This window comes from Nocardia carnea (assembly GCF_029868855.1).
Lineage (GTDB): Bacteria > Actinomycetota > Actinomycetes > Mycobacteriales > Mycobacteriaceae > Nocardia > Nocardia carnea_A.
The window spans coordinates 50729-64034 of sequence record NZ_JARWOV010000244.1 but is presented as its reverse complement, the minus strand read 5'-3'; the positions used below and the strand labels follow the sequence as shown (position 1 = coordinate 64034).

Sequence of the window (13306 nt, the reverse complement as noted above, 5' to 3'; positions counted from 1 at the left end):
CGTGTACGGGCCCGAGGACCACTGGGACGAGGACGACGACGGTCCCGTCGTGCGCCTCTTCGCGGTGACCCGCGGCCGGGGACGTACCGAACGCCGGGAGCTCACCTTGGATACCAGAGTGGTGGACCGGGGAGCAGGGCCGGCACCGCAACGCACCGAACCCGAGTACGTCGATATCGTCCGCCTGTGCCGGGCCGCGCAGTCGGTGGCGGAGATTTCGGCGCAGTTGCGGCTCCCGCTGGCGATGGCGAAAGTGCTCGTCGGAGATCTGATCGACGACGGCCGGCTGGAGGTCCGGCCGCCGTTCGAAACCACGATAGATCCCGCCCGCGATATCGATCTGCTGCACAGTATCGCGCGCAGCCTGCGGGAGGTCTGATCATCGGGCCGGACCTCCCGCGCCCGCGATCAGGCCAGCCGGGCGGCGAGGCGGGTGGCGTTCATATGCGCAATGGCCTCGATCGTCACCATCGGGTTCACCCCGGAGGAGGTCGGGAAACAGGATGCGTCGGCGACGACGATATTCTTCACCTCCCAGGTCGCACCGTCTGGGTCGGTGGCGGAGTTACCCGCCGAACCACCCATCCGGGCCGACCCCATGATGTGCAGGGCGCCCATCGTGCAGCGTCCCGGGGCGTACCCGGCGGCCTCGGCGGCGGCCGAGAACTCGCCGAGCGAGCCGTGGACGCCCGGTTCGTAGGAGACACCTGCTTGATGTCCGGAGAAGATGCGGGTGGCGCCCGCGGCTTCGAGGATCCGTGCCGCGCCTTCGATTCCGGTGTGCAGGTGGGCGGCGTCGTAGTCCGAGATCCGGTAGTCCACGGTGGGTTCACCGTCCCGGTCGACCTTCACCGCACCGGAGTCGCGGTCGCGGGTGATGATGCCGACGGCGTTGGTGCGGGCGAAATCGTGCATGACGCGGCGGTGATCCGCGGAGCCCTGCCAGCTCATGAACCCGGTGGACGATCCGGGTGCGAGCGGACCGGTTTCGTAGATCACGCCGTAGCCGTTGCCGTCCAGGTCGGCGTGCTGCCGGCAGATCCGGGTCTGCAGACCGCCTTCCCAGGGCCGCACTTCTTCGTCGAAGACACCGAAAACTGCTGCCGCCGGATGCAACCGCAGGTAGCGGCCGATGTTCTTGTTGTCCAGGCCCGATCGGCGCAGCAGCGCGGGGGTCTGGATCGCGCCCGCGGCCACCACCACGGCGCGCGCGCGGACTTCGAACTCGACCCCCGCCGAGGTACGGACGGTCACCGCTTCGGCGATAGGGTCGCGCACCGAGATCCGCCGCACATTCGCGTCCACGATCAGCCGCGCGCCGCGGGCGGCGGCATCGGCCAGCCAGGTTTTCGTGACCGACTGTTTGGCTCCCAATCGGCAGCCGCTACCGCACCGGCCGCATTCGACGCCGGCATCGCAGGCATCGGTCACATTGCGCGGCAGCGGGTCGACCGGCCAGCCGAGCGCACGCGCGCCGCGCTCCAGAATGTTGTCCCGCGCCAGCGGGGTGGAACGCCGCTCGTTCACGCCGAGCCGCCGCAGTACCGTATCCAGCGATTCGGTGAACTCCGGCTCCGCGAACTGTTTCGCGCCGATACCCGCCCATTCGTCGCGGACGCTGTCGGGCGTGGGCAGCGAGGTACTCCAGTTCACCACCGTGCCGCCGCCGAGACAGGATCCCGCGACCAGGGCGAGCTGGCCCTCACTGGAGGCCAGCGGTCCGGGCGAATACAGCAGCTGCTGGCCGGCGAGTTCACCGGCGCCGAAATCCTTGTCGTCGTAGTACTCGCCGCGTTCGAGGACCACCACATCCAGGCCCGCTTCGGCGAGCACCGCGGCGGCGGTCCCGCCGCCGGCGCCGGAGCCGACGATGACGACATCACAGGTGAGGCTCGCCGGTTCGGTGATGCGCTGCGGGCGCAGCGCGGGCTGCGGCGCATTCGCCGACGGTCCGGGAATCGCGTCGTAGCCGAGGTGTTTCCACACGGGATTGACTCCCGTCGGGCCCGGCGTGACGTTGTATGCCAGCAACGACGCCTGCTTCAGCGCTTGGAAGACCGCTCGCACGGCGCGGAGCCGGGAGGCACCGAGCCGCAGCAGCGCTTTCTCCCGGTCCTGCTGCGACAGTTTCGAATACCGCCGCGGTCCCCACCCGGCGAGCAGGCCGGTCACCGGACCGTCCCACAGGTCCAACAGCATCGCCAGCTGCTTGGTCTCGGCCGGCCGGGGGTTGCGCGCCAGCAGTGCCAGCACCGTGTCCACAGCGCCCAGTTCGGATGCCGAGGGCAGGGCGAGCCCGTCCCCGGGCAGGAACGTATCGCAGATCATTTCCAGCGCGGCGCGCTGCTTATCGGTCGGTTGCATGGGTTTTCCCTTCGCTACAGCCGATTTCTACCACGCTCTGTGAATATTCGCTCACTTATAAAGCAATATCCTGCTACATAATCGAACTCTGGGGAAGAACTGATGTTCACTTGATGATCCTCGGCCGACGGTGTACCGGCTCGTCGAGCGCGTGGTTCCGCCCACCCACCGGAGCCCCGCACGACGGGCGCGGACCGGTCCCTCCCCGGGCCACCGCACGTTTCCGGAAGCACCTACACCGGCGGTGCTCGATGATCGAGCGACGGAAAGCCGGCAAGGAGGCGTAATGCGAACGGTGGTCCTGACAGCAGCGGCACTCTTTTTCACGGGGATGGGCCTCTATGCCCTCACCGCGCCCGCGCGGCTCGTACGGCCCTTCGGTATCGCCGTCACCACCTCGTCGGGGCGGTCCGAGGTACGAGCGGTGTACGGCGGGTTCGGTCTCGCGGTGGCCGCCGCACTGATCTGGTCGGCGACGACGACCGGTGAACTGGGGCGGGGCGTCGTGATCGCGGTCGCGGTCGCGCTGGCCGGAATGGCGGCGGGGCGGGTGGTCTCGCGTGTGCTGGACGCTCCGGCGGCCTTCTATCCCGTCTGGTTCTACTTCTGGGTCGAGGTGCTCGCCGCCGCGGCGCTGCTTGCGGTGAACTGAACCGGGCGGCCTGCCGCGCCATCAGAACAGGGTCATCGGTTCGGCTTCCGCGGGGTCGGGCAGCGGTACGAGTTCCGGGACATGAGCGCGGACCTCGTCGTGGAACCGGCGGGCCAGATCCCGCGAGGACGCATTGTCCGGGGTGTGCAGGAAGACCGTCGGCGAACGCCCCTCCCGTAACCATTCGACCGTCTGCTCCACCCAGGGCCGCCAGCCCGCCACCGTCGGCTCGGGATCGTCGCGACCGTGATACCGCACGATCGGGGCGTCGGTGAGCGCCCGCATCCGCTGCGGCAACCGCGGTTTCTTCGACTGCGCCTCGTACTCCGCCGAACTCGCCGGCCGCGCCGCGAACAGGACGGTGGTATCGAACGGGACCCACTCCGCTCCGGTGCGCCCCAGTACTCGTTCGAGCTGGTTCGCGGCGTCGCCCTCGGCGAAGAACGCCGGATGCCGAACCTCCACCGCGACCCGCAGCCAGGCCGGGACCTGCCGGAGCAACCCCGCCAGCGACCCCAGCTCGTTGGGCCCGAACGTTCCCGGCAGCTGGACCCACAGCGCGTGCATGCGCGGCCCGAGCGGTTCCATGGTGTGCAGGAATTCGGTCAGCTCGGCGTCCACGCCCGAGAGCCGGCGTTCGTGGGTGACGGTTTTCGGCAGTTTGATCACGAACCGGAAGTCCGGGCCGGTCTGCTGGGCCCAGGTCTCCACCGTGCGCCGCGCCGGTACCGCATAGAAGGTGGTGTTGCCCTCCACCGCATCACACCAGCTCGCATAGCTGCGCAGTTTGTCACCCGTCGCCGGCCAGGCGGTATGTGTCCACATGGCGCAGCCCACGGACAAACGCATTCGCGGGCCTGGCGTCAACGCTTCAATCCGTGCATCCGCGCAACGACCTTCTCGATCACCGCCGCCGGCAGCAGGCGTCGCAGCAGGAACACGATCGGCGCCCGGCTGCCCTTGGCGTACAACGGTTTCGGCTTCGACGCGGTGATCGCGCGCACGATGGTGTGCGCCACCTCGTCAGGGCCGGTCCCGGCTCGTTCGTTGCGGTCCAGTGTGGTGATCATCGTCCGGAAATCCGCCGCGTACACCGAATCCTCGGCAATGTACTCGGTACGCCGCTCCCCGATCCCGGTCGCGATCGACCCGGGCTCGACGGTACTGATCCACACCCCGAACGGCGCCGTCTCCAACCGCGCCGCGTCCGCGAAACCCTTGATCGCCGCTTTCGTCGCCACATACGAGGACCGGTAGGCCAGCGGGAAACTCGCCAGCATCGACCCGACCATGATGATGCGCCCGTACCCGCGCTCCCGCATGCCCGGCAGAACCAGCTGTGTCAGCTGGACCGCCCCGAAAACGTTCAACTGGAAAATCCGGGTGACGGCGTCGTGCGGCAGTTCCTCGATCGGGCCCGACTGGCTCTCCCCCGCATTGTTCACCAGCACATCCACCGGTCCCAGCTCGTGCCCGAACTGCTCGATACCGGCCGGGTCGGTGAGGTCGAGCGCGCGATACTCCACCCCGGGGACCCGGTCCGACGCCGTGATCGAATCCGGATTCCGGCTGGTACCGATCACGCGATAGCCGCGCTCCACCAGCAGCGCGGCAGTCGCCCGCCCGATTCCCGACGACGCCCCCGTCACCAGCGCGGTCTTCGTCATACGGCCCCTATTCCTCGACAACCCGGGCGCCCGGCACGGTTCCACCGGAATCGCCAATCTAACCGATCGGCGTACGGGGTCCGGGAATCACCAGGTGGTGTACATACCGCCGAGCATGCCCAGCATATTGAGGAAGATGACGTACTTCAGGAAGCCAGGCATAGCGGTCTCTCTCGATCGTCGAACTCGGTCGTCGGAGGGCGACCATCTTCCGGTTACCCGCCGAGCACGCACCACACTCCTAAATATGTGCGCTCCTGAGGTTTTCGATCACCGATACGAATTCGTTACTTCACCGTTCCGCGGCGGCCGGGAAAGCCGGCGGCGCCCGCATCGGGCCGCCCGCGGAAGTTCGCGCGGCCGAGGGCGGAAGAACCCGCCCGGGCAGCCCGAACACCGCACGCCGTGCCGGGTCTCTGTTCGCGCACCACTGCGACCCATGGCGGGGGCTGTTGCGGCAGGATCACGGTATGCAGAGTGAGATCTTCGCCGGCGAGAACATGGCCCAGCCCGCCACCGCCCCCGGGCTGACCGCGCAGAGCGCGAAAGCACTGAAGTACGCCGTGAACGGCGAATGCCTCGCGCGGCAGGGCTCGATGGTCGCGTTCCGCGGGAGCCTGCAATTCGAGAAGAAAGGGCAGGGGGTCGGGAAGTTCCTGCAGCGCGCGCTCACGGGCGAGGGCGTGCCGCTGATGTCGGTGCGGGGTCAGGGTGAGGCGTGGTTCGCGCATTTCGACCGGAACTGTTTCCTCGTCGACCTCGTCCCGGGCGACGCGCTCACCATCAACGGCCGCAATATTCTGGTGTTCGATTCGAGCCTGCAGTACGACATCCGCATGGTGCAGGGCGTCGGGATGGCCGGCGGTGGGCTGTTCAATTGTGTGTTCACCGGGCAGGGGCGGCTCGGGCTGGTGTGCGCGGGGACGCCGATCATCATTCCGGTGCATCCGCAGGCACCGGTTTTCGTCGACACCGATGCGGTGGTCGGCTGGAGCGCGCAGTTGCAGACCTCGTTGAATCGTTCGCAGAGTTTCGGTTCGATGGTTCGTGGCGGTTCGGGCGAGGCGTTCCAGCTCCGTCTCGACGGTGAAGGGTTCGTCATCGTGCAGCCGAGCGAGGCCTGATCGAAGGACTGCACAGCCCCCGGAAAAAAAGTTCGAGAAATTTTCGGCGTGGATGTCGAGAACGTCGTAGCGGCTCCGTCCCAGGTGTGATCGACCAACCAGGGTCGGACATCCGAAGGGAGAACCTCATGGCCAAGTACCTGCTCCTCAAGCATTACCGCGGCGCCCCGGCGGCGGTCAACGATGTGCCGATGGACCGGTGGACACCGGCCGAGATCGAGGCGCATATGCAGTACATGCAGGACTTCGCGGACCGGCTGGAGAGCTCCGGCGAGTTCGTCGACGGTCAGGCCCTCGCACCGGAGGGCGCCTGGGTCCGCTACGACGGCGAGGGCAAACCGCCCGTCACCGACGGGCCGTTCGCCGAGACCAAGGACCTGATCGCGGGCTGGATGATCATCGATGTCGACTCCTACGACCGCGCTGTGGAACTGGCCGGCGAGTTGTCCGCGGCGCCCGGCGCCGGCGGGAAACCGATCCACGAATGGCTCGAGGTGCGCCCGTTCCTGACCGCCCCGCCGACCGTCACCGAGTGATGACCGCCGACGCGCTGGACGCGGGCCGCCTCCGGGACCTGATCCCTGGTGTCCTGGCGGCCCTCGTCCACCGCGGGGCGGATTTCGCGACCGCCGAGGACGCCGTGCAAGAGGCGCTGCTACGGGCCGTCGATACGTGGCCGCGGCGGCCGCCCGACGATCCCAAGGGCTGGCTGATCACCACGGCGTGGCGGTGTTTCGTGGATCTGGCCCGCTCCGAAACCGCACGACGCACTCGTGAGCTGCGGGTTTCCGAGGAGCCGCCGGCAGGGCCGGCCGCGGCGGAGGACGAAACGCTGCGGTTGTACTTCCTGTGCGCACATCCGAGCCTCACCTCCGCCTCGGCCGTGGCGCTGACGCTGCGGGCCGTCGGCGGTCTCACCACCCGGCAGATCGCGCAGGCCTATCTCGTACCCGAAGCCACCATGGCCCAGCGGATCAGCCGGGCCAAACGCACCGTGAGTGAGGTCCGGCTGGACACTCCCGGCGATCTGCGCACCGTACTGCGGGTGCTGTATCTGGTGTTCAACGAGGGATACAGCGGCGATATCGACTTGGCCGCGGAGGCGATCCGGCTGGCCCGGCAGCTCACCGCAACCACCGGCGACCCGGAGGTCGCGGGCCTGCTGGCGCTGTTCCTGCTGCATCATGCCCGGCGCCCGGCCCGGATCCGCGCGGACGGCAGCCTGGTACCGCTCGCCGAACAGGATCGCGGACTGTGGCGGCATGACCTGATCGCCGAGGGCGTGTCCATCCTGCAGGCCGCCCTGGCCCGCGACCGGCTCGGCGAGTATCAGGCACAGGCGGCGATCGCCGCGCTGCATGCCGACGCGCAGACCGCGGAGGAGACCGACTGGGTGCAGATCGTCGAATGGTACGACGAACTGGTCGGGATCACCGCCAGCCCGATCGCCCGGCTGAACCGCGCGGTAGCGGTCGGCGAGGCGGACGGCCCACAGGCCGGTCTCGCGGCACTCGCCGAACTCGACCCGGAACTCCCCCGGTACACCGCTTCCGCCGCATACCTTCACGAAAGGGCCGGTGATACCGCCACCGCGGCGCGACTGTACGTGGAGGCCGCCGCACAGGCGCAGAACCTCGCCGAACGCAACCACCTCACGCTCCGCGCCGCCACCCTCCACCAGCACCTTCCGCCCGAGGCGAGCTGATCGTCTCCGAACCCGGTCCGCCGCACCGGCCGGGTCGTTCCGCTCATGACAGCGGCGTGATCAAGGCCTCCACGAACGCCTCAGCGGCGGGCCCCGCGGCCGGGCCTTCTGCCCCGTGCGCGTAGTAGTACAGGAACGCTTCGTGAAAACAGGCTCCGACCAGTAGCGACGCGGCCGCGTCGGGGTCGGCGTCGGCGGCGATGCGCGGCCAGGTCGTCACCGGTCTCACCGCCCGCCGGCCGGAAACCGCGATCACACCCTGCCGTGCTCCCGCAGTGTGCTGATATTGCCCACGGTCACCACACCGCGCCATTCCACAGTTTGGCCGGGGGTGAAATGCAGGAAGTCGAAATCCCAGCCGCCGTCGTCCAATTGCTCGCCTTCGATCCGGTCCAGGTCGGCAGCTATCACCTGTTCGTCGAACAACGCCCGGCTCGGTGTCCCCGGGTGCGGGGAGAGCGTCAGCGGGCCGATCTGCTCGTTCTCGACGCCGCCTTCGACCGGGACCGTACCGTCCTCGCGGATCGCGGACCGGAACCGTTCGACGGCCGCGGCGGCGCGGGCGGGGTCGGGTACGGCGTCGAGGAATTGCAGCGCGAACTTGACGGTGTAGCCGGCCGGGGCCTCGACGGCGTCGATCCGGTTCCAGCACCATGCTGTCGCTTTGTCGAGCCACGGATGTCGCACGCCGAGCCGCCACAGTCCGGCCGCGAGCGCGTAGGTGAGGAAACCGGCCTCCGGGTCCGGCTCCATCCACGGGGCGTGCGGGTGGCCGGTGGCCGATGGCAGAACCGTCGGCACACCACCGTCCGGATCGGCGATACCGGCGATCCAGTCGGCCAGTCCGGTGACCATGGGGTCTCGGGGCATATCCAGTTCGGCGAGTATTTCCAGCGCGGACAGCGCCGCCGAGGGCTGGCTGCCCGGGCATCGCACATCGGGTTCGAGCGCGTGCCCGAATCCGCCGTCGGGGTTGCGATAGGCGGCGAGTGCGGTGCGGACGGGTTCGACGGGGCCGTCGTCGAGGAGCACTGCGAGCTGGTGCCGTTCCAGGACTCGGGCATTGGATTCGATGTACTGCCGGGCTGCTGCGAGGTCGATGCTCATGTACCCGGAGGTTAGGCAGCCGTGAGTGTGGCGTCTTCCAGGAATCGGACAGGGGTGAGGCCGGTGAGACGCCGTACCTCGTCGGTCATATGCGCTTGGCCGGCGTAGCCCGCCGCGTACGCCCGCTCCGCCAGCGACTCCCCGCGTGCCGCGACCAGTCTGCGCAGTCTGGCCACCCGAGCCAGGAACTTCGGTCCGTACCCGACGGCCGCGGTGACCCGCCGGTTCAACTGACGTTCGCTGACCCCCAGATCGGCGGCCACGGCCGAGACCCGGACGCGGGGAACGACCAATCGGCGGACAGCGGCACCGACCAGCGGATCCGGTTCGGCCTTGCGGTGCAGCACGGCTTCGGTCAGCAGCCGTAGCCGCGCCGCCGGGTCCGCCGCCGCGGGGAGATCGGGCCAGTCGGCCACCGTGGGCCAGAGATCGGACAGCGGGAGTTGCCGATCGCGGACCTCGTCGGCGGGGACTCCGAGAACACGGCCGGCCGTTCCCGGCCGCAACCGGACTCCCTCGGCCTGCTCGCCGGCCGCCGCCCATGTCATCGGCTCGGTATCGGCACCGACCACCAGCACACGCCGGCCGAGCCAGACCAGATCGACACATCCGTCCGGAATGACACGCTGCGTACCTGCGACGAGGACATCGCTTTCCCAGACACACGCCACCACCGGCTCCAACCCGGCCGGTGGCCGGTACTCGCGGTAAGCGCCCACGTACCGACTCTATCCGGGACGGGTGACGCCCTCGCCACGTCGGACGGCCGCACGCTCACCGGCCCGACCGGATCACCGCTCCCTGGTTCCCTCGTCGTTCCCTCGTCGCGATCGGGAATCAGCGTTTTCGCCGCGAATCCTGCGCGGTGGCGTCGTAGGCACGTCGCGCCCGCTCGACCTTCTCGAGGTTGCCCGACCAGTCGACCAGGGCCGCGAACAGCGGCGCCAGGCTGCTGCCCAGCTCGCTGATCTCGTAGACGACGCGGGGCGGGACCTCCGGATAGTAAGTGCGCGTGATCAATCCGTCGCGCTCCAGCTGCCGGAGCCGCTCGGTCAGCACTTTCGGGGTGATGGTGGTGATCAGCCGCTGGAGTTCGACGAAGCGTTGTGGCCCGCGATAGTGCAGCACCCACAGGATCGGTGTGATCCAGCGACTGAACACCACGTCGACCACGGGCGCGACGGGGCAGGCGTTCTCCGGGGCGACGTCCTCGTCCGGCTGCCACGCAGTGGTTTCGGTCACAATTGCGCCGACCTCCGATACTTTCCTCTAGGTACCTACTGTCTTTCGAATAGTAGCGTCGCCTCATCGAACTCGAAAGGAAGAAGAACATGATCGTGGTAACCGGGGCGACGGGCAATGTCGGACGACCGCTGGTGCAGGCACTGGCCGCGGCGGGAGCGGAGGTCCGCGCGGTCTCGCGTACCGCGCCGGCAGCCGATATCCCGGCCGGTGTCGAGCATCGACAGGCCGACCTTCTGCGCGTGGACGAACTCGCACCGGCTCTCGCGGGAGCGCACACCGTATTCCTGCTGACCTCCGGCGAATTCCTGGGCGCCGGAGGAGATCTCGGCGCGGTTGTGAATACGGTCCGGAGCGCGGGCGGGCGACGGGTGGTGCTGCTGTCCTCGCAGGGGGTCGGGACCGGTAATCATCCCTCGAATGCGGAAGACGTGGTGCGGAGTTCCGGCCTCGAGTGGACGATCCTGCGGCCGGGAAACTTCGCCTCCAATGCTCTGCAGTGGGCGGAATCGGTGCGCCGCGAGCGCGCGATCGAGGCTCCGTTCGCCGATATCGCACTGCCCGTGATCGATCCGGCCGATATCGCCGCGGTGGCCGCTGCCGCCCTGCTCGACGACAGCCATCGCGGCAAGACCTACGAACTCACCGGCCCCGAGGCGGTCTCACCCCGGCAGCAGGCCGCCGCCCTCGGCGCGGCACTGGGTGAACCGGTGCGTTTCACCGAACTGACGCGCGCACAGGCGCGGGAGCGGATGGTGCAGTTCATGCCCGAACCGGTGGTCGAATCGACGCTGGATATGCTCGGCAGCCCGGTTCCCGCACTACAGCAGGTCAGCCCGGACGTCGAACGGGTCCTCGGCCGGGTCCCGCACACCTTCGCCGAGTGGGCGGCACGTAACGCGGTCGCTTTCAAGTGACCGGACGGGGCGCTGTGGTCGGCGGCAGCTGAGCAACTGTTTACCGGGCGAGGGACGGGTAAACCCGTTCCCGATATGCCGGTACGCCGGCCATCCGTACGACGGGAACAGAACCATGGACGATCCCACCGGCACCATGTTCGCCGACGAGGAAGTGCGGATACCCGTCGGCGATATCCATCTCGACGCCCGGGTCCGGCTGCCCGCCCCGGAGGCCGGAATCGTCGTTTTCGCGCACGGCACCGGCAGCGGCCGGCACAGTCCGCGGAACCGGCACGTGGCCGCGGTACTCGAGCAGGCCGGGCTCGGCACTGTCCTGCTCGATCTGCTCACCGCCGAGGAAGAGCACCGCGACCTGAGCACGCGGGAGCTGCGTTTCGATATCCCGCTGTTGGCCGGGCGGCTGGCGGCCACCGTGGATTGGCTGGCCGGCCGGGCGGCGACCGCCGAGAACCCGGTCGGCCTGTTCGGCGCCAGCACCGGTGCCGCCGCCGCCCTCCGCACCGCCGCGGAACGCCCGGCCGCCGTCCATGCCGTCGTCTCCCGGGGCGGGCGGCCGGATCTTGCGGGCGACGCCCTCACCCGGGTCCGGACACCTACGCTGCTGATCGTCGGCGGTGCCGACGATATGGTTCTCGACCTCAACCGGAAAGCTCAGCAGCATATGACCGTGCACCCCCGGTTGGAGATCGTGCCGGGGGCCACGCATCTCTTCGAAGAGCCCGGAGCACTGGAACAGGTGGCTGCGCTGGCGACCGATTGGTTCCTGGACAATCTGGGCACCGCACCCACGACGAGCCCGGCGTCCTGAGCCGGTCAGGCACCGAGTGTCCGGACCTCACTGTCGAGCAGAGCGGCCTGGGTGACCAGGTCGTTGTCCGCCGGGCTTTCACCTACCTGAGCGATCAGGTCCGCCCGCGTCACCACGACCAGGCTGTCACCGTCGTCCGGGGATACGTCGTGGATCTGCATTCGGCCTTCGGACAGTACGAGGCAGCTGTTCGGCCCCGCGTCGAGAAGCCGGTGGAGATCGGCCGCATCGACCTGTGCACCGACCCGGCGTCGGTCGCTGTTTCCGGATGAATTGTCGATATCCATGCGCCCCGGATGCCCCGAGTGTCCCCGCGGAAACACGTGCGCACCCACCCGTCGTGAACAGCCGCAACCGCCGCCTGCCACCGCCGCTATCGGCCGGCCCGGCCCTGTTTGCGAGGCCCGCAGCCGGGTACTGCCGCGCCGCAAGCGAGAGATTGACGAGGGTCGCGGTTGCGTCCCGGGAAGGTTCGTGATGGTGACAACCGATGTGGAACGGATCCAGCGGGCGCTGTCGGAGGCCGACTTCCCTGCGGAGAAGGCCGACCTGGTGAGCTGCGCCGCGGAGGCGGGCGCGGACGAGGACACGGTACGCGCTCTGAAAGCCATCCCGCCGGTGGAGTACGCCAACCTGACGGAAGTGCTGCAGTCGGTGAACCTGGACGACGGCCGGTCCGACGCCGAACGCGCCGCGCAGAGCCGGGACCACGCGCATCCGACGGTGACCGAACGAGAACGCGCGGTACCGCCGAATCCGGTGGTCGAGGAACTGGGCGAGAACCGCGGGAGCTGATCCGTAGGAGGTGGACACCATGGCGGAAACAGTGGTGGACGACGAACTCTGGGACGATTTCCACCGTGTGGTCAATATGTCGTCGCGTGAGCTCGGCGATTGGCTGCGCACCGAGGCGGCGAGCGCGGTGGCCGAACGGGAACCGGATCGTTCCGGGCCGGAAATCGGCCGCCGGGTCCTGGCGATTCTCGGCAAACGCCGGACCGATCTGACCTCCGACGATGTGGCCGTCATGCGGCGCGTGGTGGCTACGGTCACCGCGGAACGCCGTGACGATCTGGAGTCGGTGGCCGGCGACGCGCAGTTCCGGCATCGGCTGATGTGCCTCGGGCACGACCCGCTGAAAGCGGCGTGACCGCCCGGTTCGGGCCGGCGGGTGATCTCAGCGTCCGGTGGCGCCGTCGATCAGCTCGCGGAGGATATCCGCGTGGCCGGCATGGCGGCCGGTCTCCTCGATCATGTGGACCAGCGCCCAGCGAATACTGGGTGCGGGATGTCCGGGCCGGGAGCGCGGGACGGATGCGCCGAGATCCGCGCATCCGTCGAGAACCTCGTTCGCCCGCTCCACCACCTCCTGGTAGCGAGCGACTACCTCGGCCACGCTGTCGGTGGGCGATGCCCGGAATGTTGCCTGCCAATCGGTGATGTTCTCGCCGAGGAATATCGCGCGCTCGACAGCGGTCAGGTGCGCGAGCAGCCCCAGCAGGTTCGTGCCCGACGGCACGGCCGCCGTCCGGACCTGCGGTTCCGGAGCACCGTCGACCTTCGCCGCGATCGAGGTCCGGAGGTAGTCGAGAAAACCGCGCAGGGTCTCGACCTCGCTGTTTCCCGTTCTGGGCGGCGGAGCGTCGACGCGGCGGGGTGTAGTGGGCACGATGGTCTCCTTCTCGGGCCTGGATACCGGCGGCTGGGGCACCCTCAG

Annotated in this window: 18 protein-coding genes; 9 read left to right on the top strand and 9 right to left on the bottom strand. The window is 68.8% G+C overall.

The window, feature by feature from the left end:
- Nucleotide 1: 1 nt before the first annotated feature.
- Nucleotides 2-379 carry a DUF742 domain-containing protein gene (locus tag QH195_RS24570; RefSeq protein WP_280437185.1) on the top strand — a complete coding sequence of 126 codons (378 nt, stop codon included), beginning with the start codon at nucleotides 2-4 and terminating at the stop codon, nucleotides 377-379.
- 29 nt (nucleotides 380-408) lie between these two features.
- Here QH195_RS24570 and QH195_RS24565 read toward each other — a convergent pair whose 3' ends face one another.
- Entirely contained in the window at nucleotides 409-2364 is a 1956-nt protein-coding gene (locus tag QH195_RS24565) for a GMC family oxidoreductase (protein ID WP_280437184.1), read from the bottom strand.
- 286 nt (nucleotides 2365-2650) lie between these two features.
- On the opposite strand from QH195_RS24565, the gene QH195_RS24560 reads away from it, so the two are divergent.
- Nucleotides 2651-3016 carry a DUF4345 family protein gene (locus QH195_RS24560; RefSeq protein WP_280437183.1) on the top strand — a complete coding sequence of 122 codons (366 nt, stop codon included), beginning with the start codon at nucleotides 2651-2653 and terminating at the stop codon, nucleotides 3014-3016.
- 21 nt (nucleotides 3017-3037) lie between these two features.
- Here QH195_RS24560 and QH195_RS24555 read toward each other — a convergent pair whose 3' ends face one another.
- Complete coding sequence (locus QH195_RS24555) at nucleotides 3038-3865, bottom strand: DUF72 domain-containing protein (protein ID WP_280437182.1); 828 nt, start codon at nucleotides 3863-3865, stop codon at nucleotides 3038-3040.
- Nucleotides 3866-3879: 14 nt separating this feature from the next.
- A complete protein-coding gene (locus tag QH195_RS24550; protein ID WP_280437181.1) occupies nucleotides 3880-4683 on the bottom strand; it encodes an SDR family oxidoreductase in 804 nt (267 codons plus the stop codon).
- Between the two features lie 470 nt (nucleotides 4684-5153).
- On the opposite strand from QH195_RS24550, the gene QH195_RS24545 reads away from it, so the two are divergent.
- From QH195_RS24545 to QH195_RS24535, 3 genes are all read left to right on the top strand, one after another.
- A complete protein-coding gene (locus QH195_RS24545) occupies nucleotides 5154-5807 on the top strand; it encodes an AIM24 family protein (RefSeq protein WP_280421090.1) in 654 nt (217 codons plus the stop codon).
- A 128-nt stretch (nucleotides 5808-5935) separates the two neighbouring features.
- The gene (locus QH195_RS24540; RefSeq protein WP_280421091.1) at nucleotides 5936-6343 is read left to right on the top strand and encodes a YciI family protein; all 408 of its coding nucleotides are present in this window, start codon (nucleotides 5936-5938) and stop codon (nucleotides 6341-6343) included.
- Nucleotides 6343-7512, top strand: coding sequence for an RNA polymerase sigma factor (locus QH195_RS24535; protein WP_280437236.1), 1170 nt, complete (start codon nucleotides 6343-6345; stop codon nucleotides 7510-7512). The genes QH195_RS24540 and QH195_RS24535 overlap by 1 nt, the downstream gene beginning before the upstream one ends.
- A 43-nt stretch (nucleotides 7513-7555) precedes the next feature.
- On the opposite strand, the gene QH195_RS24530 is transcribed toward QH195_RS24535, so the two are convergent.
- From QH195_RS24530 to QH195_RS24515, 4 genes are all read right to left on the bottom strand, one after another.
- Entirely contained in the window at nucleotides 7556-7732 is a 177-nt protein-coding gene (locus tag QH195_RS24530; protein ID WP_280437180.1) for a hypothetical protein, read from the bottom strand.
- Nucleotides 7733-7764: 32 nt separating this feature from the next.
- Nucleotides 7765-8619, bottom strand: coding sequence for a hypothetical protein (locus tag QH195_RS24525; protein ID WP_280437179.1), 855 nt, complete (start codon nucleotides 8617-8619; stop codon nucleotides 7765-7767).
- A gap of 11 nt (nucleotides 8620-8630) precedes the next feature.
- On the bottom strand, nucleotides 8631-9338 hold the full coding sequence (locus QH195_RS24520) for a DUF6597 domain-containing transcriptional factor (protein WP_280437178.1): 708 nt from the start codon (nucleotides 9336-9338) through the stop codon (nucleotides 8631-8633).
- 118 nt (nucleotides 9339-9456) lie between these two features.
- Nucleotides 9457-9861 (bottom strand): winged helix-turn-helix transcriptional regulator, encoded by a 405-nt coding sequence (locus QH195_RS24515; protein WP_280437177.1) that lies wholly within the window; start codon nucleotides 9859-9861, stop codon nucleotides 9457-9459.
- An 89-nt stretch (nucleotides 9862-9950) separates the two neighbouring features.
- Between QH195_RS24515 and QH195_RS24510 the strand changes: the two genes are divergently transcribed.
- Nucleotides 9951-10778 carry an SDR family oxidoreductase gene (locus QH195_RS24510; RefSeq protein ID WP_280437176.1) on the top strand — a complete coding sequence of 276 codons (828 nt, stop codon included), beginning with the start codon at nucleotides 9951-9953 and terminating at the stop codon, nucleotides 10776-10778.
- 115 nt (nucleotides 10779-10893) lie between these two features.
- On the top strand, nucleotides 10894-11589 hold the full coding sequence (locus QH195_RS24505; RefSeq protein ID WP_432278345.1) for a dienelactone hydrolase family protein: 696 nt from the start codon (nucleotides 10894-10896) through the stop codon (nucleotides 11587-11589).
- Nucleotides 11590-11594: 5 nt separating this feature from the next.
- On the opposite strand, the gene QH195_RS24500 is transcribed toward QH195_RS24505, so the two are convergent.
- Nucleotides 11595-11876, bottom strand: a complete 282-nt coding sequence (locus tag QH195_RS24500) for a hypothetical protein (RefSeq protein WP_280437175.1) — start codon at nucleotides 11874-11876, stop codon at nucleotides 11595-11597.
- Nucleotides 11877-12066: 190 nt separating this feature from the next.
- On the opposite strand from QH195_RS24500, the gene QH195_RS24495 reads away from it, so the two are divergent.
- Both QH195_RS24495 and QH195_RS24490 read left to right on the top strand, forming a co-directional pair.
- Complete coding sequence (locus tag QH195_RS24495) at nucleotides 12067-12384, top strand: DUF2795 domain-containing protein (RefSeq protein ID WP_280437174.1); 318 nt, start codon at nucleotides 12067-12069, stop codon at nucleotides 12382-12384.
- A gap of 19 nt (nucleotides 12385-12403) precedes the next feature.
- A complete protein-coding gene (locus tag QH195_RS24490) occupies nucleotides 12404-12739 on the top strand; it encodes a DUF3140 domain-containing protein (protein WP_280437173.1) in 336 nt (111 codons plus the stop codon).
- Between the two features lie 27 nt (nucleotides 12740-12766).
- On the opposite strand, the gene QH195_RS24485 is transcribed toward QH195_RS24490, so the two are convergent.
- Nucleotides 12767-13258 carry a DinB family protein gene (locus QH195_RS24485; protein WP_280437172.1) on the bottom strand — a complete coding sequence of 164 codons (492 nt, stop codon included), beginning with the start codon at nucleotides 13256-13258 and terminating at the stop codon, nucleotides 12767-12769.
- Between the last annotated feature and the right edge of the window lie 48 nt (nucleotides 13259-13306).